This is a genomic window from Vibrio sp. Hal054 (assembly GCF_037162405.1).
Lineage (GTDB): Bacteria > Pseudomonadota > Gammaproteobacteria > Enterobacterales > Vibrionaceae > Vibrio > Vibrio diazotrophicus.
Genome location: NZ_JARLUT010000001.1, coordinates 2,874,714 through 2,901,059, shown reverse-complemented (window position 1 = coordinate 2,901,059; position 26,346 = coordinate 2,874,714). Strand labels below are relative to the sequence as shown.

Here is a 26,346-nt window from a genome sequence, read left to right as displayed (position 1 = left end):
CGAAGAAACCTGCTTTTTGATCAGGCAAATTAGGGCTGACAGGCCCTAATTTACCGTTTTTTTTCAGTTTCTACAGATCTTTTCTATTTCAACATCGGTTTTAAGAAACGAGCGGTATGGGAAACTTTGCTTTTCGCCACATCTTCAGGTGTACCTTCCGCAATAATTTCACCACCGCCTTGCCCACCTTCCGGGCCTAAATCAACTATCCAGTCTGCGGTTTTAATTACATCAAGATTGTGTTCAATGACGACAACCGTGTTCCCGTGATCTCGTAGACGATGCAATACATTGAGCAGTTGTTGAATATCATGGAAATGCAAACCTGTGGTTGGCTCATCCAAAATATACAGTGTTTTACCAGTGTCACGTTTGGACAGTTCTCGCGAGAGTTTGACGCGTTGAGCCTCACCACCAGACAATGTCGTGGCAGACTGACCAAGACGGATGTACGACAAACCTACGTCCATTAGCGTTTGCAGTTTACGTGCTATCACAGGTACAGGCTCAAAGAACTCATGAGCGTCTTCAACGGTCATGTTGAGAACTTCATCAATCGTTTTGCCTTTGTAACGAACTTCTAATGTTTCGCGATTGTAGCGTTTTCCTTTACACACATCACAAGGGACGTACACATCGGGTAAGAAGTGCATTTCAACTTTGATTACGCCATCGCCCTGACACGCTTCACAGCGACCACCTCGAACGTTAAAACTAAAGCGTCCCGGCTTGTAACCACGTGAACGAGACTCTTGCGTGCCTGAAAACAGCTCACGAATCGGAGTGAAAATACCGGTATAGGTCGCAGGGTTTGAACGAGGTGTGCGGCCTATAGGACTCTGGTCGATATCGATAACTTTATCGAAATGCTCTAATCCTTTTATCGATTTGTATGGCGCGGGTGTTGATGTGGTTGCGCCATTTAATGCGATATGCGCGATATTAAAGAAAGTATCATTGATCAGTGTTGATTTACCTGAACCGGAAACTCCTGTTACACAAGTAAATAATCCGACTGGGATAGAAAGATTGACATCTTTTAGGTTGTTGCCAGATGCACCAAGAAGCTCGACTGTTTTCTTCGCGTCTTTTGGTGTTCTCTGTTTAGGTATTTCAATCTCTTTCACACCACTTAGGTATTGTCCTGTTAGAGAGTTAGGATTGTTGATGATATCTATGACATTACCTTCAGCCACTACGTTACCACCATGTACACCAGCTCCTGGGCCGATATCAATCACATGGTCAGCCATGCGAATGGCATCCTCATCATGCTCAACCACAAGAACGGTATTCCCCAAATCGCGCAGATGTTCTAGGGTTTTGAGTAATCTTTCGTTATCTCGCTGGTGGAGACCGATGGATGGTTCATCGAGTACATACATCACACCAACCAGTCCCGCGCCAATTTGGCTCGCTAAGCGAATTCGTTGCGCTTCACCACCTGAGAGAGTTTCTGCACTGCGTGATAAGTTTAAATAGTTCAGACCCACATTGACCAAAAACTGCAAACGATCATTCACTTCTTTCATGATCTTTTCTGCAATTTGAGCTCGCTGACCTTCGAGCGTCAGAGATTGGAAAAACTGCAGCGCATCAGCGATGCTGAGTTCTACAACTTGCGGTAGTGGCGTGTCGTTGACGAATACGTTGCGAGCTTCAAGGCGTAAACGTGTACCTTCACAATGGCTGCATGGTTTGTTAGAAATGTATTTCACTAACTCTTCACGAACTGAGTTGGATTCCGTATCACGATAGCGACGCTCGAGATTGTTCAGAATTCCTTCAAACGGATGACGCTTAACTCGGATGTCACCTCGGTCATTAATATAGTTAAATTCGATTTCGGTGCGACCAGAGCCATGAAGAATGATCTCTTGGATTTTCTTGCCCAGTTTGTTGAAAGGCGTTTGCAAATCAAAGTCGTAATGGGCAGCTAAAGAACTGAGCATTTGGAAGTAATAGTAGTTCTTTTGATCCCAACCGCGAATTGCGCCTTCAGCCAAACTCAACTTCTCATCCTGAATCACTCGACTTGGGTCAAAATACTGTTGTACACCCAGACCATCACACGTTGGACATGCACCAGCCGGGTTGTTAAATGAGAACAAGCGAGGCTCAAGCTCACGCATACTATAACCACAATGTGGGCAGGCAAAGTTGGCGGAGAATATTTGCTCTTCGCCTTCTTCATCCATTGGTGCAACCACAACGTTGCCGCCAGAGAGCTCAAGAGCTGTCTCAAATGATTCAGCTAAACGTTGTTGTAAGTCAGAACGCACTTTAAATCGGTCAACCACAACTTCAATCGTGTGCTTTTTATGCAGTTCAAGCGTCGGAGGATCGGACAAATCGCAAATCTCACCATCAATTCGTGCACGAATAAAACCTTGAGCCGCTAAATTTTCCAGAGTTTTAACGTGTTCACCTTTACGCTCTTTCACGATAGGAGCAAGCAGCATCAGTTTAGAGCCTTCAGGAAGCTCTAATACTTTGTCTACCATCTGGCTGATTGTTTGAGCGGCAAGTGGAATCTTATGTTCTGGGCAACGAGGTTCGCCAACACGAGCAAACAGCAAACGCAGATAATCGTAGATTTCGGTAATGGTACCCACTGTTGAACGCGGGTTGTGTGATGTCGACTTTTGCTCAATAGAGATCGCCGGCGATAGACCTTCAATATGGTCTACGTCGGGCTTTTCCATCAAAGACAGGAACTGGCGAGCGTAGGCAGAGAGAGACTCAACATAACGTCTCTGACCTTCGGCATATAAAGTATCAAAGGCTAAAGATGATTTCCCTGAACCAGAAAGTCCGGTAATGACGATCAGCTTGTCACGGGGAATCGTGAGATTGATATTTTTCAGGTTATGGGTTCGAGCACCACGTACTTCAATTTTGTCCATTTGATTTGCTCTGTCTTTGGCTTCGTTAAAGGCTAAGTCGAGCAAGTATTACATAGAGTGAGAAATGTGCAAGAAATACTGGATATAAAAACAGTTAACTAATAAAAAAGAGCCGCTTGATTGCAGCTCTTTTGAAGATTACTTGCGATGAGTATTAGCTCTTATGGGTAGAATGTTTCGCCAATGCAACTTGCTGTTCGTTTTTCTTGTATAAATGTTCAAAACAGTAGTTTGTCGCTTCGATATAACCTTCTACACTACCGCAATCAAAACGCTTACCTTTAAATTTATAGGCTAAAACGCAGCCAGATTTTGCTTGTTTTAATAGCGCATCGGTGATTTGGATTTCACCGCCTTTACCAGGCTCAGTTTGTTCTATTAACTCGAAAATATCAGGAGTCAGGATATAACGACCAATGATGGCCAGATTGCTTGGTGCTGTGCCTGGTTCAGGTTTTTCAACCATGTCATCTACGCGGAAAAGATCGTCTTTGATCATTTCACCCGAGATCACACCATACTTATGTGTTTCATCTGCGGGAACTTCTTGTACTGCAACGATTGAACAGCGGAACTGGTTGTACAGTGCTACCATCTGTGTCAGAACACCTTTCTCTTCATTGACACAAAGGTCATCCGCTAAAACAACAGCAAAGGGTTCGTCACCGACGAGTTCTCTGCCTGTGAGAATCGCGTGCCCTAAGCCTTTCATTTCTCGTTGACGAATGAAAGTAAAGTTAGCAGTTTCGATAATGTCTCGGATATCAACAAGTAGGTCTTCTTTGTTCGTTCCTTGGATTTGGTGCTCAAGCTCGTAGTTCATGTCAAAGTGATCCATGATCGAATGCTTACCTCGACCCGTCACAATACACATTCCGTTCATTCCTGCTTGAATTGCTTCCTCTACGCCATATTCAATTAGAGGTTTGTTTACTACTGGCATCATTTCTTTTGGCATTGATTTGGTTGCTGGTAAAAAGCGAGTGCCGTAGCCAGCTGCCGGAAATAGGCATTTTTTAATCATTTTTTCGCCCTGCTAAACTATCTGTTTTGTCTTAAAACCGAGTTGTCATGTTTAAACATAGATTTACTGCAGACTTTAGCATGATACTTTCGTGAGATTCAGCACATTCTGCGTCATGAAAATGAAAATGTGCTGAAAGGCGCATTTATGAAAGTAGATTTTGATTTGCCCAACTGATGGCTTGAACTCGGTTTTTCACCGAAAGCTTTTTAAATATCTGATACAAATGAGACTTGACTGTAAACTCGCTGATAAAAAGACTTTCTGCCATTTGCATATTTGATGCTCCAGTCTGTAAGCAACGCAAAATCTGAATTTCTCTTGCTGTGAGGTCAACTGAAGCTTGTGCATGGTGGGCCTGAAAATGATAACGGTAATAATGTAGAAGCTGGCTTGAGGCATGACGTGGGAGCCAGTTTTGCCCGTTGATTATTTCTCCCAAGCCTTCACAGATACTTTCGGGAGTATCATCCTGATAAAACAGCCCTTTTAAGTTACCAAAAGTGAGTAGCTCTTCTGTATGCAGCCTCTTATCAACGTTAAATAGAATTGTTTCAAAGTGAGGGCTTGTAATCTTTAATGCTTTTAAATTTTGTCTAATCAGATGATGTTCCTGATAGTTAATCAGCAAAATTTTGTGTTTATCTGTGTGATAATTTCGCAATAACTGCTCAGGGAGAATTTGAGGTATTGGCAAAGCAAGAAGTTCTAGAGCTTTTTCTAATTGCTCAGGGACGCATGTGTCGTCCATGCAAAGAAAATATATGGTTCTGGCATAGTTGTGTTTTGGCATGGATTATTCCTTAGTAGGATGCGGTGAAATGCGTCAACAATGCCTAAAATTAAAAGATAGAGCGAATTGGGATAGCGAGTTTGCGTGGGATTTCAATCGATTGAGTAAATGAGTTTTATATCAAATTGCAAATGGAAGATTTCCCCCGAAAATTAGAAGCTTAAAAGTGAAAACGGAATGAGTTTTTGATAACAATTCGACCGGACATTTAAGCTCGAGAAAAAGCGTGTTATCCTAACTGACTGTTTGAAATTTTTTCAAAAATTATACGATTTAAAGACGGAGCGAAACATGGCAAGCCGTGGCGTGAATAAAGTAATTTTGGTGGGCAACTTGGGTGGAGATCCTGAAGTTCGCTATATGCCAAGTGGCGGTGCTGTTGCAAACATCACCATTGCAACGTCAGAAACATGGCGTGATAAAGCAACGGGCGAACAGCGTGAGAAAACTGAGTGGCACCGAGTTGCTCTTTATGGAAAACTTGCAGAAGTAGCGGGTGAGTACCTGCGTAAAGGTTCTCAAGTTTACATTGAGGGTCAGTTACAAACTCGTAAGTGGCAAGATCAAAGTGGTCAAGATCGTTACTCAACCGAAGTAGTTGTGCAAGGTTACAATGGCATTATGCAAATGCTTGGTGGTCGTCAACAACAAGCTGGTGGCGCGGGTCAGGGTCAACCACAACAGCAAAGCGGATGGGGGCAACCTCAACAGCCTGCGAGACAGAGCCAACCAGCGTATCAGCCAGCTGCTCAGCAAGCACCTCAACAAGCTCCTCAGCCTCAATACAATGAGCCGCCAATGGATTTTGACGACGACATCCCGTTCTAAGTGCGCCGTTTTGCTTTGTAATTCAAGTGCTTACGGTTATTTATAATCACAAGTATAGGCTGTTGGAAAGCCTATTGCAAGCCCGACTTATCCTTGCTTAGTAATAAGCTTGAACCTTGAAAAAGGAAGGGGAGTGCAGCATGTCGGGTAAAAGGCTGGTGGCGGGGAAACTATCTACTTTGCGCCAGTCATTGCAAGTCCTATAAGGTTAAACCTGATTGGTTGAATCATAGTTCATAGTGGGTTTCGGGATATCTATGACTCACGATAGTTTAGGAGTCTTACCAAAGTTTATGACAATTATAATTAGAAGGTTGTCATATCCAACAACTTTGGCACCTGCTCGGTGAGAGTGGTAATTGAACGTAAGTGGAACCTAAGTAGGACGTATCTTGACTACAGAGAAATTCGGGATCATCTAAGTTGGTTTGAACTAAACAACCAATATGATGACAGAGTCTCCATAGTACCCAACGTAGCTTTGTAATGAAGTGGCAATTGGTGTAAATCCAATCCGAAACCTATGTATAAGTAATAAAGTAATTTATTGCGAAAGTGTAGACGTAAGGGGGAAGGGAGGCAGTTAGACGCAATACTAATAGAAGCGAGGTTCGATAGTCAGTGCTATCAGCAAGAACACTCAAAGCTCTAAGTGGTATTAACAAAGCAAGTATACAAGGACAAAAGGTCAAGAAATTACACAAACTAATGTGCAGTAATCTTGACTTATGGGCAACGGCTTATGCCAACATTTACTCTAATCGTGGTGCCATGACGAAAGGAGTTAATGATAATACGCTTGATGGAATGGGTAATGATAGAGTTTTAAATCTAGTCAACCTAATTAAATCCTCGGATTATCTCCCTAAACCTTGTAGACGCACTTACATACCCAAGGATGCAAGGAAGCCGAATGGTAAGAAACGACCTCTTGGAATACCTAGCGGTGATGATAAGTTAATTCAAGAAGTCATGAGAATGCTACTTGAAGAAATCTACGAACCTATCTTCAGTAATTGGAGTTATGGCTTCCGTAGAAATCGCTCTTGTCACACAGCACTAACCGAAATTCGTAGCGGTTGGAAAGGAACCAAGTGGGTATGTGATGTAGATATAAAAGGTTACTTCGACAACATCGACCATAATCTTTTGCTCAAATTCTTAAGTAAAAGAATAGACGATAAAGCTTTTCTAGCACTGGTTAAAAAGTTCTTGAAAGCTGGTTATATGGAAGATTGGCGTTACTTTGGCACTCACAGTGGAACTCCACAAGGTGGAATCATTTCACCGATACTTGCCAATGTTTTCCTCCATGAACTTGATGAATTCATGAAAATGAAAATCAAAGAGTTTGGTGGGGAATATAGAAGAAAACCTAACCCTGAGTACAAGAAAGCTCTACAGAATCGAGCAAATCGCATAAAGTGGATAAGACAGGGACATGGTGCATCGGGTCTACTTGCTGATGAGAAAAAACTAGATCAGTGGAGACAAGAAGCAGAAGAACTTCATAAGAAAATGGCAAATATGCCTAGTGTCTTAATGGATGATCCCGACTTCAAACGAATGCGCTACGTTCGTTATGCAGACGACTTTTTGATAGGAATTGTTGGCTCAAAGAAAGAAGCAAGGGAGGTGATGAAAGAAGTCACTGAATTTGTTGAACTTGAGTTAAAACTTGAAGTATCCAAAGAAAAGTCGAGCATAGTAGATCCTAAACGAGGATTTGTCTTTCTCGGATATGAAGTTAAAACCCGTAGAGAAGGCAAACGTAAGAAGTGTGTTGTAGGACATAATTCTAATGGCAGTAAAACCCACGCTGCGAAGCGTACTATTACTGATCACATTCACCTCGGTGTACCAAGAGAGAAAGTACAGAGATTTTGTTCTCTCCGTGGCTATGGGGAATACGATTCGCATAGGGATAGAAGTAGTAGCAAACCTGCAATGGCATATTTGTCTGATTACGAAATAATCGGTCAATATAATGCTGAAATGCGGGGTTTTGCGAATTACTACAATTTATCGCCAGTTCTGTATCTTAATAAGTTACATTGGATATGGATGAACAGTTTGTTCAAAACACTGGCAAATAAGCATCAAACATCTAGGACTAAGATCGCTAAACGATTAAAACAACCAGATGGGAGATATGTCCATCGAGAGAGTCGTAACAATAAACTCTACGAACTGGAGCTATTCCAGTTAAAAAACAGAAGTGTGTCGACAGCAGAGTTCGTAGATCCGTTTCCGAATACATTTAAGTATATGTCTCGAACTGAATTGCTCGATAGAATGGCAGCTAGAAAATGTGAATATTGTGGTATTCCATCTGGATATTTGGAGGTTCACCATGTGCGTAAACTAAAAGATATCAAGGGGGATACAGAACCTTGGAAACGACTAATGATTTCTCGAAAGAGAAAAACTTTAGTTTTATGTAAGGACTGTCACATTGATTTGCATCGCGGAAAGTTACCTGACTATCGAAATTTTGCTAAAGTCTAACGGAGAGCCGTATGCATAGAAATGTGCACGTACGGTTCGGTGGGGGGACAACGGCTAACCCTATCAAACGAAATGAAAAAGGGGTTTGAAGAGGGCGCACGTGTTCTACCCAATTTGTCTCGATTTTAAAAAAGCCGCAATTTTGTGGCTTTTTTTATATACTTAGCGCACTGTTTACATAATTTTTGCGAGCAGCCTTCTTCGATGAATAATGCCACCCATCGATAAATTGAAAGGGAATTCAATTTCTATGCGCTACACGCCTACGCTAAAACTCAGTACACGTTTAGTGGTTTTCGTCACTTTGATTGTGACCAGTGCGATGTTCATTTTGTTTATAGGTGGAACCTTATCCTTTCAGCGGTTAGGGCAGGAATATCTCAACCACTACATGCAGGGCATAGTGGAAGTGGTGGATAAAGAGATGGAAGATCCAGATGCTGCGTATTCTATGCAGCGTTGGATGCCCAAGATGCTGCAAGCAAGTAATATTGTTGAGATGGAATTGTCATCTCAAGCTGGCATTATTTACCGTTTTAAAGACACCTCCTCAAAAATCGACCCAGCACGGCTTTATCAAGCTGATTTTCCTTTGCAACGCATTCAAGGTTATTCGGTGCACTTTAAAGTCGTACCGCCTTATGTTGGCTTTAGCTATTCCATCGGTGCTATGTGGTCGATAACAGTCGCTGTTTTATTCATTGTTTTCTGCTTGGTACAGAGTGTTAAGTGGTTGCGTTTTCAGCTTTTGGGATCGGAAATGCTGGAAGAGCGTGGGCGAATGATATTGGCCGGTAGAGTTGAGCAATACGCAAAAGGCGATGACAGAGAGTGGCCATATACTGCCAGTGAAGCTTTAGATGTTCTGATCGAAGAGTTACAAGATGCACGTCAAGAGCGTAGCCGTTTTGATACTTTTATCCGTACACAGACATTTCTCGACCAGTTAACGGGTACGGCAAATCGAGTCCTGTTCGACAGCAAATTAGAATCGGCGTTGCAGGAGAGTGGAGCTCAAGGTGGCGTTCTGATGCTACGTATTGATGATCTTGATGTAGCGAAAGAAGAAAACGAGAAACGTGTCATTGATGATTTTGTCGTTGAAGTCGGCCAGTGTATCTCAAACGTCATTGCTCGTTATCCAGACGTAATTTTGTCTCGTTACTATGATTCAGTATTTGCTCTCTTCATGCCACACCAAACGGCAAAAGATGTCTCTCATGTTGCTTCTCAATGCCTGAAGTTTATTGAACGCCTAACGCCGCCAGATCCATTAGATAAAGATAATTGGTTCCATATTGGTGTCAGTATGTACAAGGAAGGAGAGCGTAGAGGCCGAATTATTGATGAGACAGAAACGGCTTTGAAAAGTGCTCAGTTGCAGAGAGTCAATGCTTGGAGTCGCTTCGAAAAAGCGGCGGTTGCCGAAGACAGAGGCAGCGTACGTTGGCGGACTCTATTCGATAAGGCTCTTATTGATGACAATATCATCCTATTCCGACAGGCTTGCTATTTGTCCGGTCGTTCTAATCACTTAGAATTATTGCATAACGAATTGTTCGCTAGAATTAACGACCCTGACAAAGGGGTGTTGAAAGCGTCTCGATTTAGTTCAGCTATAGAAACCGTTGGCTATGAAGCTGTCCTAGATAAAGCGGTGATGAGAAGAACGTTACAACTGATTAAGTCTTCAGTTAACGAATCCGCGTTGTCGGTAAACCTGTATGTACTTCCTTTTTCTGATAAACAATATTTTCGCTGGTTCCGTAATGAGTTAATGCAGTTAACCTTCCGCCAGCGTGGTCAGTTATCGTTTGAATTTACCGAAGGGCATTTAGTTCAACATCTGGATTATATGCGTCCGGTACTCAGAACAATATCCGCACTTGGGTGCGAGTTGATAGTCGGACAAGCAGGGCGAACAATCGTTGCAACTCACTATATCAAAGACTTAAAGATCAACTATCTTAAATTGCATCGAAGTCTAATAAAGCAAATCGATCAAAGACATGAAAATCAGTTGATAGTGCGCAGCCTGTTAGGGGTTTGCAAAGGCACACAAACAAAAGTCATTGCCGTGGGGGTTGAAAACCAGTCAGAGTTACAGGTTTTGCATAATCTTGGGGTTGATGGTGTTCAAGGGCGTTTATTTGATACTGAACAACCACTAAATCCGAGCAAGTTACCTGTGGCGGAACGTCAAGTTAAACCCGGTAAACGAAACCGATGGCGCACAAAGTAGAGATAAATGAAGATTGAAGCATTGTTAAAGCGGTTCACCAGAAAAAAATCTAAGCAGATGGCTGTGTTTGCAGTGGTTCAACCTGATGCGATTTATTTCTCGTCATCAGAATCCCTTGCCTTGCCTGAACACTATCCTTTGACCAATAATACTTGGCCTCATGCCTTAGTGAATGCACTTCTTACCGCCGGAGCGAAAGGGTTGAGTGTTCACGTGGTGTTGCACGCCCAACTGTTTCAAAGTTATCAAATTGATAAGCCATCCATTCCTCAGCAAGAGTGGTCTAGTGCGCTGCCATTCTTGTTAAAAGACCTGATTACCGAAAAATCTTCAGATGTAATTGCGGATGCTTACCCGCTCGAAGGCGGCAATAAGGCGCAAGCCTACGTGATTAACAAAAAGGTCGTTTTAGAAGCGAGCAGTTTACTTGAGAGTATGGGGTGTAGCCTCGAGAGTATTGTTCCTGAACAAGAAGTTTGGGGCCGAAACAATGGTGAGCTGAAAAACTACTTATTAGTGCAACGAAGCAAAGGCAGCCATTTTAAATTAGATGCGTTCGTCAATGAGCGTTGTATTTTTCAACGTACACTGCGTGGTGTTGTCGCACCGATTACAGGCGTTGCCAGTACAGCGCTGCAACTTGATGGTCTCGCGCTAGAACTGCAGCGTTCAATCGACTATTTATCCTCTCATTTCAAAGGCATGTCGCTGCATCAGTTAAAAGTGTGTTGTGATGAAGAAGAACACGCCGAACTCGTCCAAGCATTGGGCGAGCGTTTAAGTGTCAAGGTTGCCCCTCTGGTTGAAGGTGCTGAGCATATCGTTTCTGGCCAAGTGTTGGCAGAAAAAGCACTGTTTGTTCCTGCTGATGCGATCAACTTTTATCAAGAGCACCTGAAGCCAAAGAAAGAGTTGATGACGCTATCATCCATCACTGCTGTCTGGGGGGCTGTTGCTGTTGTTATGCTATGCTTCTTTGCATGGTTTCAATTTCAAAATATTCAATATCAGCAACAACTTAAACAAGCCAACCAACAAAATACCCAACTGACGGCGCAACTTGGAGAGCTGAAACAAAAGCATGCGGCGCATCTGCCTTCAGCAGAAAAAGTGGCGGCTTCAGCTCGTTTAAAGAAAGAGATTGAATCACAGCAAGCATCACTAGCTGCGATTGGCCAGTATGACGCTTCGCGACAGTTGGGCTATTCCGGAGTGATGGATGGTTTAGCAAAACTTTCCCGCCGTGATATTAGCTTAAGTGAGATAGAGATAAATGAAGCAACGTTGGATGTAAAAGGTATGGCGAGAGATGCCAACGTTATACCAACATGGATTGCGCAATTTAAGGATGAAGTAAGTTTGACTGGACGTAGTTTCGAACAACTCACTATTGGTCGTGACGAGCAAGACATAGTGACGTTTGAATTGAAATCAAAACGAGGTGTGGAGAAATGAACGAACGCTGGCAGAAATGGAGTCAACAGTTCGAAGGCAGAGCTCCGCGCGAAAAGTGGTTAATCGCCATTTGTGGTTTGATTGTGATTACGATGGTGTTGCAGACACTGTTAATCGATCCGCTATTGCAGCAGAGAAAAGATGCCCAACAGAAGTTAATGTCGCAGCAATCCGCTAATCAGCGAATGGAAAGTGAAATCATCATTTTGCAGCGCGAACTGGCTAAAGATCCCAACGCAGAGATAAATAAAGAGTTAGAACAACTGCAACAGCAGAGTCAGGAACTGTCTATGCAGCTTTCCGAAGTTATGAGTAATTTGGTGTCACCATCACAGATGGCTAATTTGCTACAAAGCGTATTGGATCATAGTGCTAAATTGAAATTAGTGAGCTTGACATCATTGCCAGCTAGTCCAATTAATGAGACAGATAGCAATGCCGAATATTTCCTACATCCAGTTCGGATGGAACTGAATGGCACTTATTTCGCTATCAGAGATTATTTGCACGCGTTAGAAAGCCTGCCTGTGAAATATTATTGGCGTAGTTTTCACTATCAAGTTGAAACCTACCCTAATGCCAAGTTGGTATTAGAAGTCTACACACTTGGAACCCGTGAGGAGTTTATCGGTGGCTAGGATATCGATGCTAAATAAGGCATGGTGGTTAATGATACTTGCTGCCGTTTCGGTTTCCGTATCGGCGAGCCAAGAACAAGATCCAACCGCGCCATTAGGTTGGATGAAAACAGAACAAGTTAAAAAAGCAAAAAGAAATGTACCTGTGCCTGAGCTGCAAAGCATTGTTTGTAAAGATGATAATCAATGCTATGCCATTTTAAATGATAAGGTCGTGGACAAGGGCGATAGTGTGTCTGGCTATAAAGTGTCTAAAGTCACGCCATCGCAGGTCGAACTTAAGCAAGGCAGTAAAAGTTGGACTTTGAAGCTGTTCTCTCTGGACATTAAGAAATAAGGTTAAGAATTCATATGCGTAATATGATCATCGGCGTAGTGATGGTGAGTTTAGTGGGCTGCTCTATGGGGCATCGTGACCCAGTGGAAGCCAAACAGTCGCTGAATCAGGCTATTAATGAAGCGAATAGCCGCAATTTAGAAAATCTACCGCCATCGGTAGAAGCGGATCTTATGCCTGATATGGACGGAGCAATAGCGACATCGGATCCTAGCTTGAAGCGTTTTCGTATTCAGGCGAACGGCGTTCAGGCGAAAGCTTTTTTTACCAGCTTAGTAAAAGGCACTGAATACAGCGTTGCAATTCACCCGATGGTGGATGGCACAGTCACAGTCAATTTATCGGAAGTCACACTTGATGAAGTGTTAGATGTGGTTCGCGATCTTTACGGTTACCAAATTGAAAAAGTCGGCAAGGTTATCCAAGTTTATCCATCGGGTTTACGCACGGTGACTATCCCTGTTGATTACCTGCAATTTAAACGAAGTGGTCGCTCACTGACGACCATCACTACAGGTACGATTACCAATACGGACACCAATTCTTCAAGCGACAGCTCTTCTTCGTCTTCAAGTAGTTCGAATAACAATAATTCGAACAATAGTGACAGTAATGCCACGTCGGACCGAGGTGGTACAGAGATTGAAACGTTGAGCGAGAGTGATTTCTGGCCACAGCTGCAAACTGCTGTAGCGCAGTTGGTTGGCTCTGGTCGTGGTCAAAGCGTGGTTGTAACACCGCAAGCGAGTGTGATTACGTTACGAGCATATCCTGATGAGATTCGCGAAGTTCGTCGATTTTTAGGGATTTCTCAAGAGCGTATGCATCGTCAAGTGATTATGGAAGCGAAGATTCTAGAGGTCACTTTAAATGACGGCTACCAGCAAGGAATTAACTGGAGCAAGATGTTTACCTCTAATGGTGTTAACTACCGAATTGGTACTGGTGACACATCGGGCGCTGGCTCTGCAATCAGCAATGGTCTAGGTACCATTGCAGCGCTACCCGGTATTGACACTATTGGTACACTACTGGGCGGACAAACCAACATTGTTATGTCGAGTGGCAGCTTTGAGTCGGTATTGAGCTTTATGGCAACGCAAGGCGACTTGAATGTGCTATCAAGCCCTCGCGTAACCGCAGCCAACAACCAGAAAGCGGTGATCAAAGTGGGTACTGATGAGTATTACGTTACCGATTTATCCAGTGTCGTTGGTAATGGAGACAATTCTGAAGCGTCTCCTGATGTGGAACTAACACCATTTTTCTCTGGTATTTCACTGGATGTAACCCCTCAAATTGATGACAAAGGGCATGTACTGCTGCATGTTCACCCCGCAGTCATTGAAGTGGAGCAACAGAACAAAACCATCACTTACAACAATAAAGTGATATCTCTACCGCTGGCGAAAAGTTCTATCCGTGAATCTGACTCAGTGATTCGTGCCAAAGATGGCGATGTGGTTGTAATTGGCGGTCTGATGAAAACCAATACCTTGAACCAAACATCGAAAGTTCCGTTTTTAGGGGACATCCCCGTGTTAGGCCACGCGTTCCGCAACACATCTCAAGTGACACAGAAAACAGAATTGGTCATCTTGCTAAAACCAACGGTAGTTGGTGTCAACACGTGGCAAAAAGAGTTGGAGCGCTCACGTGATTTGTTGCAGGAGTGGTTCCCTGACTCTGAGTAATGAATATGTATTTGGAGCACTTTGGTTTTACACAACAGCCTTTTCACTTAACGCCTGATACTGGTTTGTTTCTGGGGCTAGACCCGCATTATGAAGCGATTCAAACCGTCAGCGCGGCTCTGCAAATGGGTGAAGGTGTCATAAAAGTAACCGGTGAAATCGGAACCGGTAAAACCATGGTGTGTCGAATGCTGCTGACTCATCTGAAAGAGTATGTCCAGCTGATATATTTGCCTAATCCAGCCTTGAATGGTGACGATTTACGTGCGGCGATAGCAAAAGAACTGGATATTAATGAATGTTCTAAAGTGGGTTTGGTTGAAGCTATTCAGGCGCGACTTATTGAATCCCATACCAGTGGTAAAAGAGTGGTTGCTTTACTGGATGAAGCCCAAGCGCTTTCTGATGAAGCGTTGGAAGTGTTGCGGTTGTTTGGCAATCTGGAGACCGAACAAACCAAGTTATTACAACTGGTTTTGATTGGCCAGCCAGAACTGGATGAAAGACTTGAACAATACCATTTAAGGCAATTCCGTCAGCGAATTACTTTTAGTGCCAAGTTAAGACCATTAGATATGGCTGAAACCGTTGCTTATATTGACAATCGACTGTCTAAATCAGGCTATGAAGGTGCGCTGTTCAGTTTGAATCAGAAGAAAGTTATTTGGAAAGCGTGTCAGGGCACACCTCGACTTATCAATCAGGTGTGCCATAAAACCCTGTTGCTCGCGTTTTACGAACAGACCAAACAGGTCAAGAACCAGCATCTATACACTGCTATTCACGATACGTACGATACTTGTAAACCCAAACATAAAACTCCAGTTATCTGGGGATGGAGCCATTGATGAGTGTTATGAACAAAGCTTTATCTCAACTTGCCGATAAGCAGCAATCATCACTTGATCCAATAGAAAAAGCGCACGTTGAGCCAATCAAAACGCGTCCTGTCTGGGTATGGATGATGGCAGGATTTGGTTTGAGTTTAGCGGTTGGCGGTTGGGCTGTGTCACAGCAAGCGCCTGAAGTACAGAATACCCAAATAATCAGTCAACCAATGCAAGTAAAGGCGTTTGTTGAACCTGCTCCTGTTGTCGCTTCGCCAACACAAAAAGTAAATCAGGCATCTGTGGTGGTTTATCACTCTGCGCCGATTGAAGAGCCGCTATTGGAATCTCGTCAAGTTACAGAAGAAGCGACAGAAGCTAGCGATTTTGCACAGCCTGTTGAACCAGCAATCACAACGCCAAAGACCATTGCTTCAAATGAGGCAACAGGAAATCAAACACGCATTCAAAAGCCTGTGTTGTTAGCGAGCAATACCACTTCTGCACCAGTGAACTCAAGCTCAGTAACTCAAGCACCAGCAATGGTTTCTTCAGAATCGAAAAGCGCACAAGAAAATACGGTAACCATTGAACAGGTAGAAATGAGCGCTGAAAAACTGGCAGAAAAAGCAATTTCCCGAGCAAACAAAGCGATGGATTCTAGCGATTTTCAAAATGCAGTCAGTGCTTACAGTGAGGCCCTTCGCTATACACCGGATAATGAATCGGTGCGTCAAAAATTGGCGGCGTTGTATTACGGTAAAGGTGAAGTGCGAAAAGCATTTGATCTGATGCAGCGCGGTATCGAAATAAACCCTGAAGGTGAAACTTTGAGAATAGCGCTTTCAAAACTGCTGATGAAAGAGCAGCAAGCAGAAGCGGCATTAACACCTCTAGCGTATTTACCTGCATCGGTAAGCGTGGAGTACCTTTCATTACGTGCGGCGCTGGCGCAAAAAGTTAAACAGAATGAAATTGCACTAGAAAGCTATCAGAAGTTGACTGAGAAAGAGGCGAACAATGGTCGCTGGTGGCTTGGGTTAGCGATTCAGCAAGAGCGTTCGTTTTTGTTAGAAGACGCGAAGATGTCTTATCAAAAGGCGTTAACAAAGGTTGGGGTATCGATTCAGTCACAAGCCTTTATTCGTAATCGTCTAGATGTGCTGAATCACCTAGAGGAGAACAACAATGCAAATTAAGTTAAGAAAACGACTGGGGGATTTGCTGGTCGAAGAGGGCATTGTTACTGACGAACAGCTTGGGCAGGCATTATCAGCTCAGAAGAATACTGGTCGTAAGCTGGGTGATACCTTAATTGAGTTAGGCTTTTTATCTGAACAGCAAATGCTGAGCTTTTTGTCTCAGCAACTGGCGATTCCGCTGATTGATTTGAGCCGTGCAACGGTCGACATTGACGCGGTACAGCTGCTTTCCGAAGTACATGCACGCCGTCTGCGTGCACTAGTGATTGGCCGCAATGGCGATACTCTGCGTGTCGCAATGAGTGACCCTGCGGATTTGTTTGCTCAGGAGTCCCTCCTCAACCAACTGTCTCAGTACAGCTTTGAGTTTGTTATCGCACCAGAAAAACAACTGGTGGATGGTTTTGACCGTTATTACCGCCGTACCAAAGAAATTGCCTCTTTCGCTGAACAGTTACAGGCTGAACACCAAGTTACAGAAGCGTTCGACTTTGATATCGCGAATGATGACAGCGAAGAAGTAACGGTTGTTAAGCTGATTAACTCGCTGTTTGAAGATGCAATTCAGGTGGGGGCGTCGGATATTCACATCGAGCCAGATTCAAAGATATTGCGTATTCGTCAGCGTGTGGACGGTATTCTTCATGAAACGGTTCTAAATGAAGTGGGTATCGCATCAGCGCTCGTTTCGCGACTGAAGCTGATGGCTAATCTCGATATTTCTGAAAAACGTCTGCCGCAAGATGGCCGATTTAACATCCGAGCTAAAGGGCAGTCGGTTGATATTCGTATGTCGACAATGCCTGTGCAATATGGTGAATCGGTTGTAATGCGTTTATTAAACCAGTCCTCTGGTATTCGGGAGCTGGATAAATCAGGCATTCCTGACGAGCTGTTACTGCGCTTCCGACGTCAGCTTAAGCGCCCGCATGGTATGATCCTCGTCACTGGACCGACAGGTTCGGGTAAAACAACCACTTTGTACGGCGCGCTAAGTGAACTGAATGAAGTGGGCAAAAAAATCATTACCGCAGAAGACCCAGTGGAATATCGACTGCCGCGAGTCAACCAAGTACAGGTGAACTCTCGAATTGGTCTGGATTTCTCGACCTTGTTGAGAACCTTCTTACGCCAAGACCCCGATATTATTCTGATTGGTGAGATGCGTGACCAAGAAACGGTGGAGATCGGTTTGAGAGCCGCACTAACTGGTCACTTAGTATTGAGTACATTACACACCAATGATGCTGTGGAAACCGCATTACGTTTAATTGATATGGGGGCTCCTGGTTATTTGGTCGCAAGTGCTGTTCGAGCTGTGATTGCTCAGCGACTGGTACGTAAAGTTTGCCCAGATTGTAAGACGCATGATGAGTTGGATGAAGCTCAGAAGCAGTGGCTTGCGGTTCGTTTTCCTAACCAAGTTAATTCACAGTTTGTGCATGGTCGTGGCTGTCAGAACTGTAACCTCACGGGTTATAAAGGTCGTATCGGTGTCTTCGAAATGCTTGAGCTTGAGCACCACATGATGGATGCATTGCGCGCTGATGATTCTATCGGTTTTGCCAAAGCCGCCCGAGCTTCAGAGAACTATAAGCCTTTGCTCGCATCAGCGATGGAGCTGGCAGTTAAAGGTATCGTCAGTATTGATGAGGTCATGGCTTTGGGTGAAGGTGAAGCTCACGCAGCCGCTGAGCCTATTTATCTGTAAGGCCAATTATCTGTAAGGAAAGGTATGCCGACTTATCAGTACCAAGGACGCAATTTAGATGGCAGCGCTACGAAAGGCAGCTTAGAAGCAGTTAACGAAGATGTTGCTGCTGAAACATTGATCAATAAAGGGATTATCCCTACTTCTATTAGTGAAGGGGCATCCGGTGTTGGTATGGCCACTATTGATTGGAAAGAGTTGTTTGCTCCAGTTGTCCCACTGGAAGTATTGGTGATTTTTTGTCGCCAGCTGTACAGCTTAACCAAAGCAGGCGTGCCTTTACTGCGTTCAATGAGAGGTCTGGCGCAGAACTGTGAAAACAAGCAGTTAAAAGATGCATTGGAACAGATTTGTAGTGAAGTGACCAATGGTCGCAGTCTTTCCGCTGCGATGCAGATGCATACGAAAGTGTTTAGCTCACTGTTTGTATCTATGGTGCATGTAGGTGAGAACACCGGTCGATTGGATCAAGCTCTGCTGCAATTGGCGAACTACTATGAACAAGAAGTGGAAACCCGTAAGCGAATTAAGACCGCAATGCGTTATCCCACTTTTGTGATTGGCTTTATTGTTATTGCTATGTTCATTTTGAACGTCAAGGTAATACCGCAGTTTGCGACCATGTTTAATCGCTTTGGTGTGGACTTGCCTTTGCCAACCAGAATTTTGATTGGTATGTCGAACTTTTTCGTCAACTACTGGATGTTTATGCTGTTAGCAATGGCGATAGCGTTTTTCGGTTTTCGATCTTGGTTGGGGACATCAAAAGGAAGAGAACGTTGGGATAAGTTTCGTTTACGAATGCCGATAGTTGGCGGAATCGTCAATCGAGCACAGTTATCTCGATTCTCACGTACGTTTTCTCTGATGTTGCACTCAGGCGTTCCGTTAAATCAGTCTTTGGCATTGTCAGCTGAGGCTTTGGATAATAAATTCCTCGAAGCTCGCTTAATGGAAATGAAATCTGCAATTGAAGCAGGTAGCAGCGTTTCATCAACGGCCATTAATGCCAATATTTTTACGCCTCTGGTTATTCAAATGATCTCTGTAGGCGAAGAAACGGGGCGAATTGATGAGTTGTTGCTGGAAGTCTCGGATTTTTATGACCGAGAAGTGGATTATGACTTAAAAACCTTAACCGCTCGGATTGAGCCGATTTTACTGGTGATTGTTGCTGGTATGGTATTGATTCTGGCTTTGGGTATTTTCTTACCTATGTGGAACATGATGGATGCGATGAAAGGATAAGTAGTTAAAAATCCTTTAAAAACATTGGCTTTAATGTTTTATTGACGTAGCGCATGCGATATTCCGTATGAGGGTAGGTATAATTCCTCTGCGCAAGAGGTATTGGTTCTAAAATGAATAAGAGAGTGTTGGGTTTTTCTTTACTCGAATTAATTATTGTTATCGTTATTGTCGCCTTATTAGCTGTGACGGCTTTACCTAGGTTATTAGGTACGATTGATGATGCGAGAGAGGCGAGTATTCAAGGCGTTGCCAGCGGTTTTTTATCTGCTGTTATGGCTGCGCGGACTCAATGGGAAGCTCAGGTAAGGCCATCGGTTACATCTGGTGGTGAAAAATATAACGTCGTCGACTATGACGGTGTGGAGTTTTGGCTCACTCGTTCAAAAACGAGTGCAGGTACCAGTACGGGATTCAGTGATGGTTATCCGCTAGCTTTAAGACAAAGCGTTTATTCGGAAACGATTACTGATCAAACCTGTGTGGATTTGATGGAGAACTTGCTTCATAGCTCTCCAAAGGTAGGGACAGCCGCTGAAGTAAGTAGTGATGCCTCACTGCAATATTCAGCCATCGCTGATAATGCCAATGCTAGTTGTACCTATATACAACAAGAAAAGAGCAGTGCACATCAGTTTGTTTACAACATAAAAACTGGTCGCGTAGCGGTCACTTTTAATTAATTTTTAGCTTGTTAGAAAGAGAGATAGTTCATGAAAAGACAAGGTGGTTTCACCCTTATCGAATTGGTCGTTGTCATTGTAATTCTGGGTATCCTTGCAGTGACGGCTGCTCCTCGTTTCCTTGATTTACAAGGTGATGCCCGTACATCAGCATTACAAGGCCTAAAGGGAGCAATGGATGGAGCTGCTGGTATTGTTTACGCTAAAGCAGCGATAGCTGGAATAGAAAATCAGGCATCAACAACTAACCCTGCTCCTACGGTAGGGGATGATAATATTACAACTAGTTTTGGCTACCCAACAGCGAATGCGTCAGGTATTGTTGCCGCTGTAAAAGGTTTGGATACAGATTGGGCTTATGCTCAGGCTAACGGAGTGTTAGTTGCGACACTTCCTACGACTGCCATTACCATTGCTAATAATGGTACAACAACAAATGCAACTATTATTGCCACTAACTGTTATGTTCAATATGACGAAGCTACTGCTGCAGCTGTAGCTAACGCTGCAACTACAACAGTCGTATCAACTGGCTGTTAATTGTTCAGTATTGAATTATATGATTTTTCTTGGCGCATCCCCTTCTGGTCTGCGCCATTTCATCTAAAATTTTAAATACTTACTGGCTAACATGATGAGCAAGCCAATGCAGAGAAACCAGCAACGAATGCGAGGTTTTACCTTAGTTGAATTGATCGTGGTAATACTGCTTGTGTCAATTCTCTCTGTTTATGCTGCCAGCCGTTTTTCCGGTATTTCCAGTGTTTCTGCGTTTGCCGCACAAGAGCAAATCATCTCTATTATTCGTCAAATTCAAATTGACCGAATGCAATCCAACTTATCATCCACTTCAGCAAACAGTGATTATGCTTTGCAAATAACCAACCACTGTATCGGCTCAGTACAGGCATGCAGCTCTGCTAATGATGACCGAAGAAGTGACTTGTTGCGGAATGATGAACTCACATTCACCAGCTCGCCTTCTCTTTCCGTTATTGAATTTAGCCTGTTGGGTAATCCTTTAGGTGGTGCGTCTAATGGCGTGACAATCAATATTGCCTCATCTGCAAACTCGACATCACTATGTTTGAACTCGGAAGGCTATGTGGCGAAAGGAAGTTGCTGATGAAACGTAGCAACGGATTTACGCTGGTTGAAAGTATTATGGCTATGGTGATCCTTGGGTTTGCCATGGTGACACTTGTGAGTTTTCTTTACCCTCAAATTGAGCGCTCTGCGACACCACATTATCAAACTCGTGCTGCTAACTTAGGGCAAAGCCTGATGAGCCAAATTCTTGCTCGAGGCTTTGATAACAACAGTGATTTTGATGGTGGCCTATATCGCTGTGGTGAACCGGACAGGAATGGGGTAGCTAACCCATGTTCTACTACATTGGGACGTGATTCTGGCGAAAGTAACCCCGCTCAGTTCAACGATGTTGATGACTACATCGGTTGCTGGTGGACAGACAGCACGAACGATTGTGGAGGTTCAGGGTACCCTCTTAGCAATATTCTGGGCACTGAGATAGCGAGTAAGTATGCGCACTTCACGGTAACAATCGATGTTAACTACGACACCGCGACCATGAAGAAAATCCAGATCAAGATTGATACTGGGAGTTACGGTGAGTTCGATTTCACTGGTTTTCGAGGAAACTACTAATGAAAGTTCGTGGTTTCACTCTGGTTGAAATGGTCTTGACCATGGTGGTGGGCGCTATTTTGGTTTTGGGTATTGCGGGGTTTGTGGAACTGGGCAGTAAAGGCTATTCCGATACCGTAGCAAGGCAAAGATTGCAGACTCAAGCCAAATTTGTATTAGAAAAAATGACCCGTGAAATTCGCCACGCAGTACCAAACAGCTTTGCTGTTAGTAGTTCTGCCGGACAGCAATGTTTATCGTTTTATCCTATTGTTTATTCTGGTTTTTATGCTTTATCCGGCAGTGACAATAAGACCATGAGTTTTATTGTCGGTAATACACCAGCTCCTTCTAGTTTTGATGGGCTAAGGATGATTATTAATCCGTCGAGACAAACGGATTTTGCTGTGGGGCAAAATACGAATTTCCCATTGAGCGGTAGCAACACCACTTTTACTCTTTCTTCTCCGTTGCCGAGTCAGTCGGTTGCCCAAAGGCAGTTCATATACAAGGATTTGGTGAGTTATTGCTTAGACTTTTCTGCACAAAGTGTGACTCGTAATGGTATCCAAGTTGCTGATAGCGTTAATACGGGAGAGTTCAGTTACGCACAACCTACTCTGCAAAGAGGTGGCGTGGTGCATCTGGCATTAACTTTTGCTCAAAATGGCGAATCCAGCCACTTTGATATTGATGTGCAGGTGCTGAATGTTCCATAGAAAACGTATGTTCCCTAGCGTTAAAAAGCAGGCTGGTAATCTCTATATCGTTGCTATCTTTGTGATTGTGGTGATGGGCTTTCTTGCCAATGCGCTTGCTCGTATGGAATGGTCAAACCGAGATGCACTATCGAAAGATCTGTTGGGAACAAGAGCATGGTTTGTTGCTCACTCAGTGAATGAGTTAGCACTTACTCAGTTGTATCCATTGAACACGGCTAACAGCATGGTTGCTAATGTGTGTCTTAGCAACTGGGGAAATGTGCAAACTAAGGCAAATAACTTGATGACTCAATTTGCAGGTTGTTCTGTGAATACTCAGTGTTATTCACTGGGAGCATTAGATTCCGTGAATTATTACAAAGTTGAGAGCGTCGCTGTGTGTGGTAGTGGGCAGTATCAGGTTGAGCGTAAGCAAGAAGTTTGGGTGAAGGAGTAGTAGTTGTGAGGAAGTTTTTTTCTACCTTACTATCTTATTGTTTAGTAGCTCGCTATTCGCTGCGAATCGATGTGACTTTCAAGGTCATAATAATTTCACCATCGAAGTGATTGTTACTGGTAAACCAACCCCACAAGAAATATATGTAACGAACTTTGGCTACAAAAAAACGGAAGTTTTATGGTACACCGGAAGTGCATCCGATAGTGGTCTGAATTATATCTTTAAAGAAGATCAGTTAATCAATGGCTTGCAATATGCCATCCGAATTATTAACGATGCTGATAATGGTATTCTCAAGTACTACAAGAAACCTATAGGTGGAAGTTGGAACCAACCTGAAATTTATTATGGATACGTCCATCAAGGGAATATTCATGTTTTATCTGATAATGACGATGTAAGTTTCTCTTGTCAGGACGGGATTAAAGAACCTGAAGTTTCACCAGATCTTTGTAAGTATTTCCCTGAACCCGCACAAAGTTGGAAATCAGGATCCTCGCTCAATATCCAAAACTCGAATAGCATTATTACAGGATGGTCTGCAGAGTACGTTAGTGCTTACTTATCTGATGGAAAATTAAAAACAAGCTATGATATTTTTTCTTATCAGGCTGGCCTGCCGGGAGCGTGTGAAGTGGGTAGTTGTATTGGTGGTGCGCCTAAAGTTGAAACTCCTGAACCCATAGATGTGAGTTTTGATAGCAAAGTCAATCTGTCTATTACTGCTTGGAATTACACATCAAACTGTACTTTGGCACAGAATTGTCAATTCTCCGAATCTAACGGTACTGTGTATGTCGATATTTTGGGACCATTGCAGTCACTGAATGTTGAGGAGTACTCTTCGTCTGACAAACATTTTGTTATCAATTTTGAACCAATAAACAATGGTACTGGACCTTCTATTCAGAGCTATATATCAGGAGGGAGTGTAGAAACGATATTTCACTCTGGGAACTATATTTTGGGTTCGGTAAGCTTCAATGGTGGAACATTGAAGGTTCACTCCGATGTTATTCTCAATCTTGTCACTTCCCTTACTCAGAATAATGCCGTTGATACTATCGATGTAGGTGGCAAGAAAGATCTCATTATCTACGGACCTTCAGCATCACTGGTATTTAGCACGCCCAACATCGACTTTGCGGCGCAGATATTAGCAGACAGAGTAACCTTTAGTAATCCAGTCACGATCCGAGGAGCGATTACGGCTAACTCGCTGACAATGTCTACGCAAAACATCAATATTATTGGTGAGGGAGCTTGCCTAACGGGGGGAACGTTGAAGAAGATTACACCCTTGAGCTTTCGCCCGTATTAGATGTTGCACTCGTATGCGAAGATTTACCCATCACTTTGTCTGTCATGTCTGATGGATCATTAGCCAGTGATTTTAGTGGCACAGCTTCGGTTACTATTAATGGTGTAGAGAAAGAAGTAGCTCTCTTTGGTGGAAAAGGCAACATCACCTTATCCAGTAGTGGAAAAAGCCAAAGTGTCTCGGTGAACGCTAGTCTTGACGGTTATTCGGACGTGGCTTCGGTTGCTGGCGACTATCAGTTTGTGCCATATAAAATTGCCGTTGATGACCAGTATGTGATTGCCAATAAACCGCAAACCGTGAGCGCCAAAACACTGGCTTGCAGTAGCGGTGAGGTGGTGGATGTAGGTTATAACGGCGCTTTGACTGCAAAGCTATCGGCGTGGGTCGCCCCAATTAACGGTATTGGTGATTTAACCTATGCGCCGCAATTTACTGAGGGTGAGGCAAGCAGCGAGCTGACTCTGGATGATTCTGGGCAAGTCACAGTAACACTTGAAGACAGCAATTTTAATTGTACTGGGTTTGATAACTGCCCAATTGAAGGCAGCGGTACGCTAAAAGGCCAGTTCACGGTTTACTCCCGTCCTTGGACATTCGCACTTTGCTCACCAAATAATGCGTCCATGAACGGTAATATTAGTGATGCTTCCAGCGCTGGCTTTACCCCGGCTGGGAATGCTTTTGCACTAAATGTTCGGCCATTGCGTTGGGTTTCAACGGGCAATGGCAGTGATCCTGTCAGTGGTAGTGAAGCCATAGAAACGTCGAGTTACTGTAGCTCTCCCGTTACACAGAATTTTTTCATTGCAGGTAGTGAGCTGAACTCCACTGTTGAACTGACTCATACTGTTGCCCAACCAAGTGACGGTGCGGATGGAACATTGTCAGGAACGCTCGCGCTTAGCAACAGCGAAGGTGTTAGCAATAGCTACTTGCCATTTAGCGGTTTAGCGTGGAGTGAAGTCGGTGTTCTACGTGTAAATGCTGATACTCAGGCAAGCTATTTGGGCATGAATATCAATCAGGGATATCGAGACATTGGCCGTTTCTATCCGGCGTGGTTATCGCTTATCAGCAACAACTGGAATTACTCATCAAACCATGATGAATTCATGTATATGGGGCAGTCCATTGCCTATGATTTTGTCGTTGAAGCACAAAATATGCAGGGCGGGGCGACGACCAACTACAGCAGTTTTAGTCCGAGCCTGATTGCGGATGTGAAGCTTCTTGCGGTTGACACTTCTGATGACAACAGTGAATTCGGCTCTCGTGTCGAAGATTATGATCTGCATTTCTGGGATGGCAGCAGTCAATGGTCTGGTGCTCAGTTGCAGGTGAGTGATGCACCATTTCAATTTAACAAGTTACAAACCACCTCTAGTCCTTTAATTACCCGTGCAGACGGCCCGTATGAAGATGGTTTTGGACTTCGTGTGACTGCAAATTCATCAGGTGTGAAAGTCGATGGCGTGGATTTCAAAACATCAGAAGCACCTAACTTAGAGCTCAACAGTTCAGGCGTTACCTTGGACACTGGTAAGCCTTTTTCAGCTCAACCCGATATCCGTTACGGTCGCATGGTACTTGATGATGTGGGCGGAACCTCAACCAGTACCATTTATATTCCTCTGCGCACCGAATACTGGAATGGCTCGCGGTTTATAGAAAACGAGCAAGACTCTGGTTCGACGTTTGTCTCTCTGGGCGGATATGTGTGTCAGCAAACAGTTTGGTCCGGTTCTGGCTCGGCTTCGAGTGCATCACTTCAAGGAGCGGATTCTGCCGTTTCGGTAACAAATGGTGTTAGCAATAAGCTTTCTGCTAAGCCGCATTCTAATATGGATGCCAGCTCTTTGAGGGAGCAAATCCGTTTTTGGCTCAGAATGTCAGATACTTCACCACAATTATCAGAAATGAATGTAAGCTGTGGTACAAGTTATACAAATCAACCTTGGTTACAATACAACTGGCGAGATCGGGGCGATGAAGATCCGTCCGCCGTTGTGACTTTCGGGGTCTATCGTGGCAATGACCGCATTATTTTCCGAGGGGAAAGTGGGCTAACAGGACAATAGCAAGCAATTTTTCTTAACCTAAGTTAGGAATATGTTAGAA

General features: G+C 43.7%; 22 protein-coding genes. 19 read left to right on the top strand and 3 right to left on the bottom strand.

All coding sequences use genetic code 11. The annotated features are described in order from the left end of the window. Nucleotides 1-83 precede the first annotated feature (83 nt). The 3 genes from uvrA to P4S58_RS13495 all read right to left on the bottom strand — a co-directional run bounded on the left by uvrA (nt 84) and on the right by P4S58_RS13495 (nt 4,723). Nucleotides 84-2,906: an excinuclease ABC subunit UvrA gene (gene uvrA / locus P4S58_RS13505; RefSeq protein ID WP_102964283.1), complete on the bottom strand. Its 2,823-nt coding sequence runs from the start codon at nt 2,904-2,906 to the stop codon at nt 84-86. Nucleotides 2,907-3,060: 154 nt separating this feature from the next. Beyond that, entirely contained in the window at nt 3,061-3,930 is an 870-nt protein-coding gene (gene galU, locus P4S58_RS13500) for a UTP--glucose-1-phosphate uridylyltransferase GalU (RefSeq protein ID WP_102964282.1), read from the bottom strand. A gap of 145 nt (nt 3,931-4,075) precedes the next feature. Then, nucleotides 4,076-4,723, bottom strand: a complete 648-nt coding sequence (locus P4S58_RS13495) for a LuxR C-terminal-related transcriptional regulator (protein ID WP_042489353.1) — start codon at nt 4,721-4,723, stop codon at nt 4,076-4,078. 291 nt (nt 4,724-5,014) lie between these two features. Here P4S58_RS13495 and P4S58_RS13490 point away from each other — a divergent pair, with 291 nt between their 5' ends. The 19 genes from P4S58_RS13490 to P4S58_RS13400 all read left to right on the top strand — a co-directional run bounded on the left by P4S58_RS13490 (nt 5,015) and on the right by P4S58_RS13400 (nt 26,306). After that, a complete protein-coding gene (locus tag P4S58_RS13490) occupies nt 5,015-5,551 on the top strand; it encodes a single-stranded DNA-binding protein (RefSeq protein WP_102964281.1) in 537 nt (178 codons plus the stop codon). 621 nt (nt 5,552-6,172) lie between these two features. Then, nucleotides 6,173-8,059, top strand: a complete 1,887-nt coding sequence (locus tag P4S58_RS13485) for a reverse transcriptase domain-containing protein (protein WP_337164270.1) — start codon at nt 6,173-6,175, stop codon at nt 8,057-8,059. Nucleotides 8,060-8,309: 250 nt separating this feature from the next. Next, the gene (csrD, locus tag P4S58_RS13480; RefSeq protein WP_102964280.1) at nt 8,310-10,301 is read left to right on the top strand and encodes an RNase E specificity factor CsrD; all 1,992 of its coding nucleotides are present in this window, start codon (nt 8,310-8,312) and stop codon (nt 10,299-10,301) included. Nucleotides 10,302-10,307: 6 nt separating this feature from the next. Further along, entirely contained in the window at nt 10,308-11,756 is a 1,449-nt protein-coding gene (locus P4S58_RS13475) for an MSHA biogenesis protein MshI (protein WP_102964279.1), read from the top strand. Beyond that, nucleotides 11,753-12,394 carry a type II secretion system protein GspM gene (gene gspM, locus P4S58_RS13470; RefSeq protein ID WP_102964278.1) on the top strand — a complete coding sequence of 214 codons (642 nt, stop codon included), beginning with the start codon at nt 11,753-11,755 and terminating at the stop codon, nt 12,392-12,394. Before P4S58_RS13475 ends, gspM begins: the two co-directional genes overlap by 4 nt. Continuing rightward, entirely contained in the window at nt 12,387-12,731 is a 345-nt protein-coding gene (locus P4S58_RS13465; protein ID WP_269350805.1) for an MSHA biogenesis protein MshK, read from the top strand. The genes gspM and P4S58_RS13465 overlap by 8 nt, the downstream gene beginning before the upstream one ends. Before the next feature lie 14 nt (nt 12,732-12,745). Next, complete coding sequence (mshL, locus tag P4S58_RS13460; RefSeq protein WP_102964277.1) at nt 12,746-14,425, top strand: pilus (MSHA type) biogenesis protein MshL; 1,680 nt, start codon at nt 12,746-12,748, stop codon at nt 14,423-14,425. A gap of 5 nt (nt 14,426-14,430) precedes the next feature. Further along, nucleotides 14,431-15,273 (top strand): ExeA family protein, encoded by an 843-nt coding sequence (locus tag P4S58_RS13455; protein ID WP_102964288.1) that lies wholly within the window; start codon nt 14,431-14,433, stop codon nt 15,271-15,273. Continuing rightward, nucleotides 15,273-16,451: a tetratricopeptide repeat protein gene (locus P4S58_RS13450; protein ID WP_102964276.1), complete on the top strand. Its 1,179-nt coding sequence runs from the start codon at nt 15,273-15,275 to the stop codon at nt 16,449-16,451. The genes P4S58_RS13455 and P4S58_RS13450 overlap by 1 nt, the downstream gene beginning before the upstream one ends. Continuing rightward, on the top strand, nt 16,441-18,165 hold the full coding sequence (locus P4S58_RS13445) for a GspE/PulE family protein (RefSeq protein WP_102964275.1): 1,725 nt from the start codon (nt 16,441-16,443) through the stop codon (nt 18,163-18,165). The genes P4S58_RS13450 and P4S58_RS13445 overlap by 11 nt, the downstream gene beginning before the upstream one ends. Nucleotides 18,166-18,189: 24 nt before the next feature. Next, nucleotides 18,190-19,413, top strand: a complete 1,224-nt coding sequence (locus P4S58_RS13440; protein ID WP_102964274.1) for a type II secretion system F family protein — start codon at nt 18,190-18,192, stop codon at nt 19,411-19,413. A 113-nt stretch (nt 19,414-19,526) separates the two neighbouring features. After that, complete coding sequence (locus P4S58_RS13435) at nt 19,527-20,096, top strand: pilus assembly FimT family protein (RefSeq protein WP_337164268.1); 570 nt, start codon at nt 19,527-19,529, stop codon at nt 20,094-20,096. A gap of 30 nt (nt 20,097-20,126) precedes the next feature. Next, nucleotides 20,127-20,636 carry a type II secretion system protein gene (locus tag P4S58_RS13430; protein ID WP_337164267.1) on the top strand — a complete coding sequence of 170 codons (510 nt, stop codon included), beginning with the start codon at nt 20,127-20,129 and terminating at the stop codon, nt 20,634-20,636. Nucleotides 20,637-20,742: 106 nt separating this feature from the next. Continuing rightward, a complete protein-coding gene (locus tag P4S58_RS13425) occupies nt 20,743-21,222 on the top strand; it encodes a pilus assembly FimT family protein (protein ID WP_337164266.1) in 480 nt (159 codons plus the stop codon). After that, complete coding sequence (locus P4S58_RS13420) at nt 21,222-21,764, top strand: type IV pilus modification PilV family protein (RefSeq protein WP_337164265.1); 543 nt, start codon at nt 21,222-21,224, stop codon at nt 21,762-21,764. The genes P4S58_RS13425 and P4S58_RS13420 overlap by 1 nt, the downstream gene beginning before the upstream one ends. Then, nucleotides 21,764-22,462, top strand: a complete 699-nt coding sequence (locus tag P4S58_RS13415) for a PilW family protein (protein WP_337164263.1) — start codon at nt 21,764-21,766, stop codon at nt 22,460-22,462. The genes P4S58_RS13420 and P4S58_RS13415 overlap by 1 nt, the downstream gene beginning before the upstream one ends. Next, nucleotides 22,452-22,901 (top strand): MSHA biogenesis protein MshP, encoded by a 450-nt coding sequence (locus tag P4S58_RS13410; RefSeq protein ID WP_337164261.1) that lies wholly within the window; start codon nt 22,452-22,454, stop codon nt 22,899-22,901. Before P4S58_RS13415 ends, P4S58_RS13410 begins: the two co-directional genes overlap by 11 nt. A 106-nt stretch (nt 22,902-23,007) precedes the next feature. Then, nucleotides 23,008-24,225, top strand: a complete 1,218-nt coding sequence (locus P4S58_RS13405; protein ID WP_337164260.1) for a hypothetical protein — start codon at nt 23,008-23,010, stop codon at nt 24,223-24,225. Further along, the gene (locus P4S58_RS13400) at nt 24,168-26,306 is read left to right on the top strand and encodes a DUF6701 domain-containing protein (RefSeq protein ID WP_337164257.1); all 2,139 of its coding nucleotides are present in this window, start codon (nt 24,168-24,170) and stop codon (nt 26,304-26,306) included. The genes P4S58_RS13405 and P4S58_RS13400 overlap by 58 nt, the downstream gene beginning before the upstream one ends. Nucleotides 26,307-26,346: the final 40 nt, after the last annotated feature.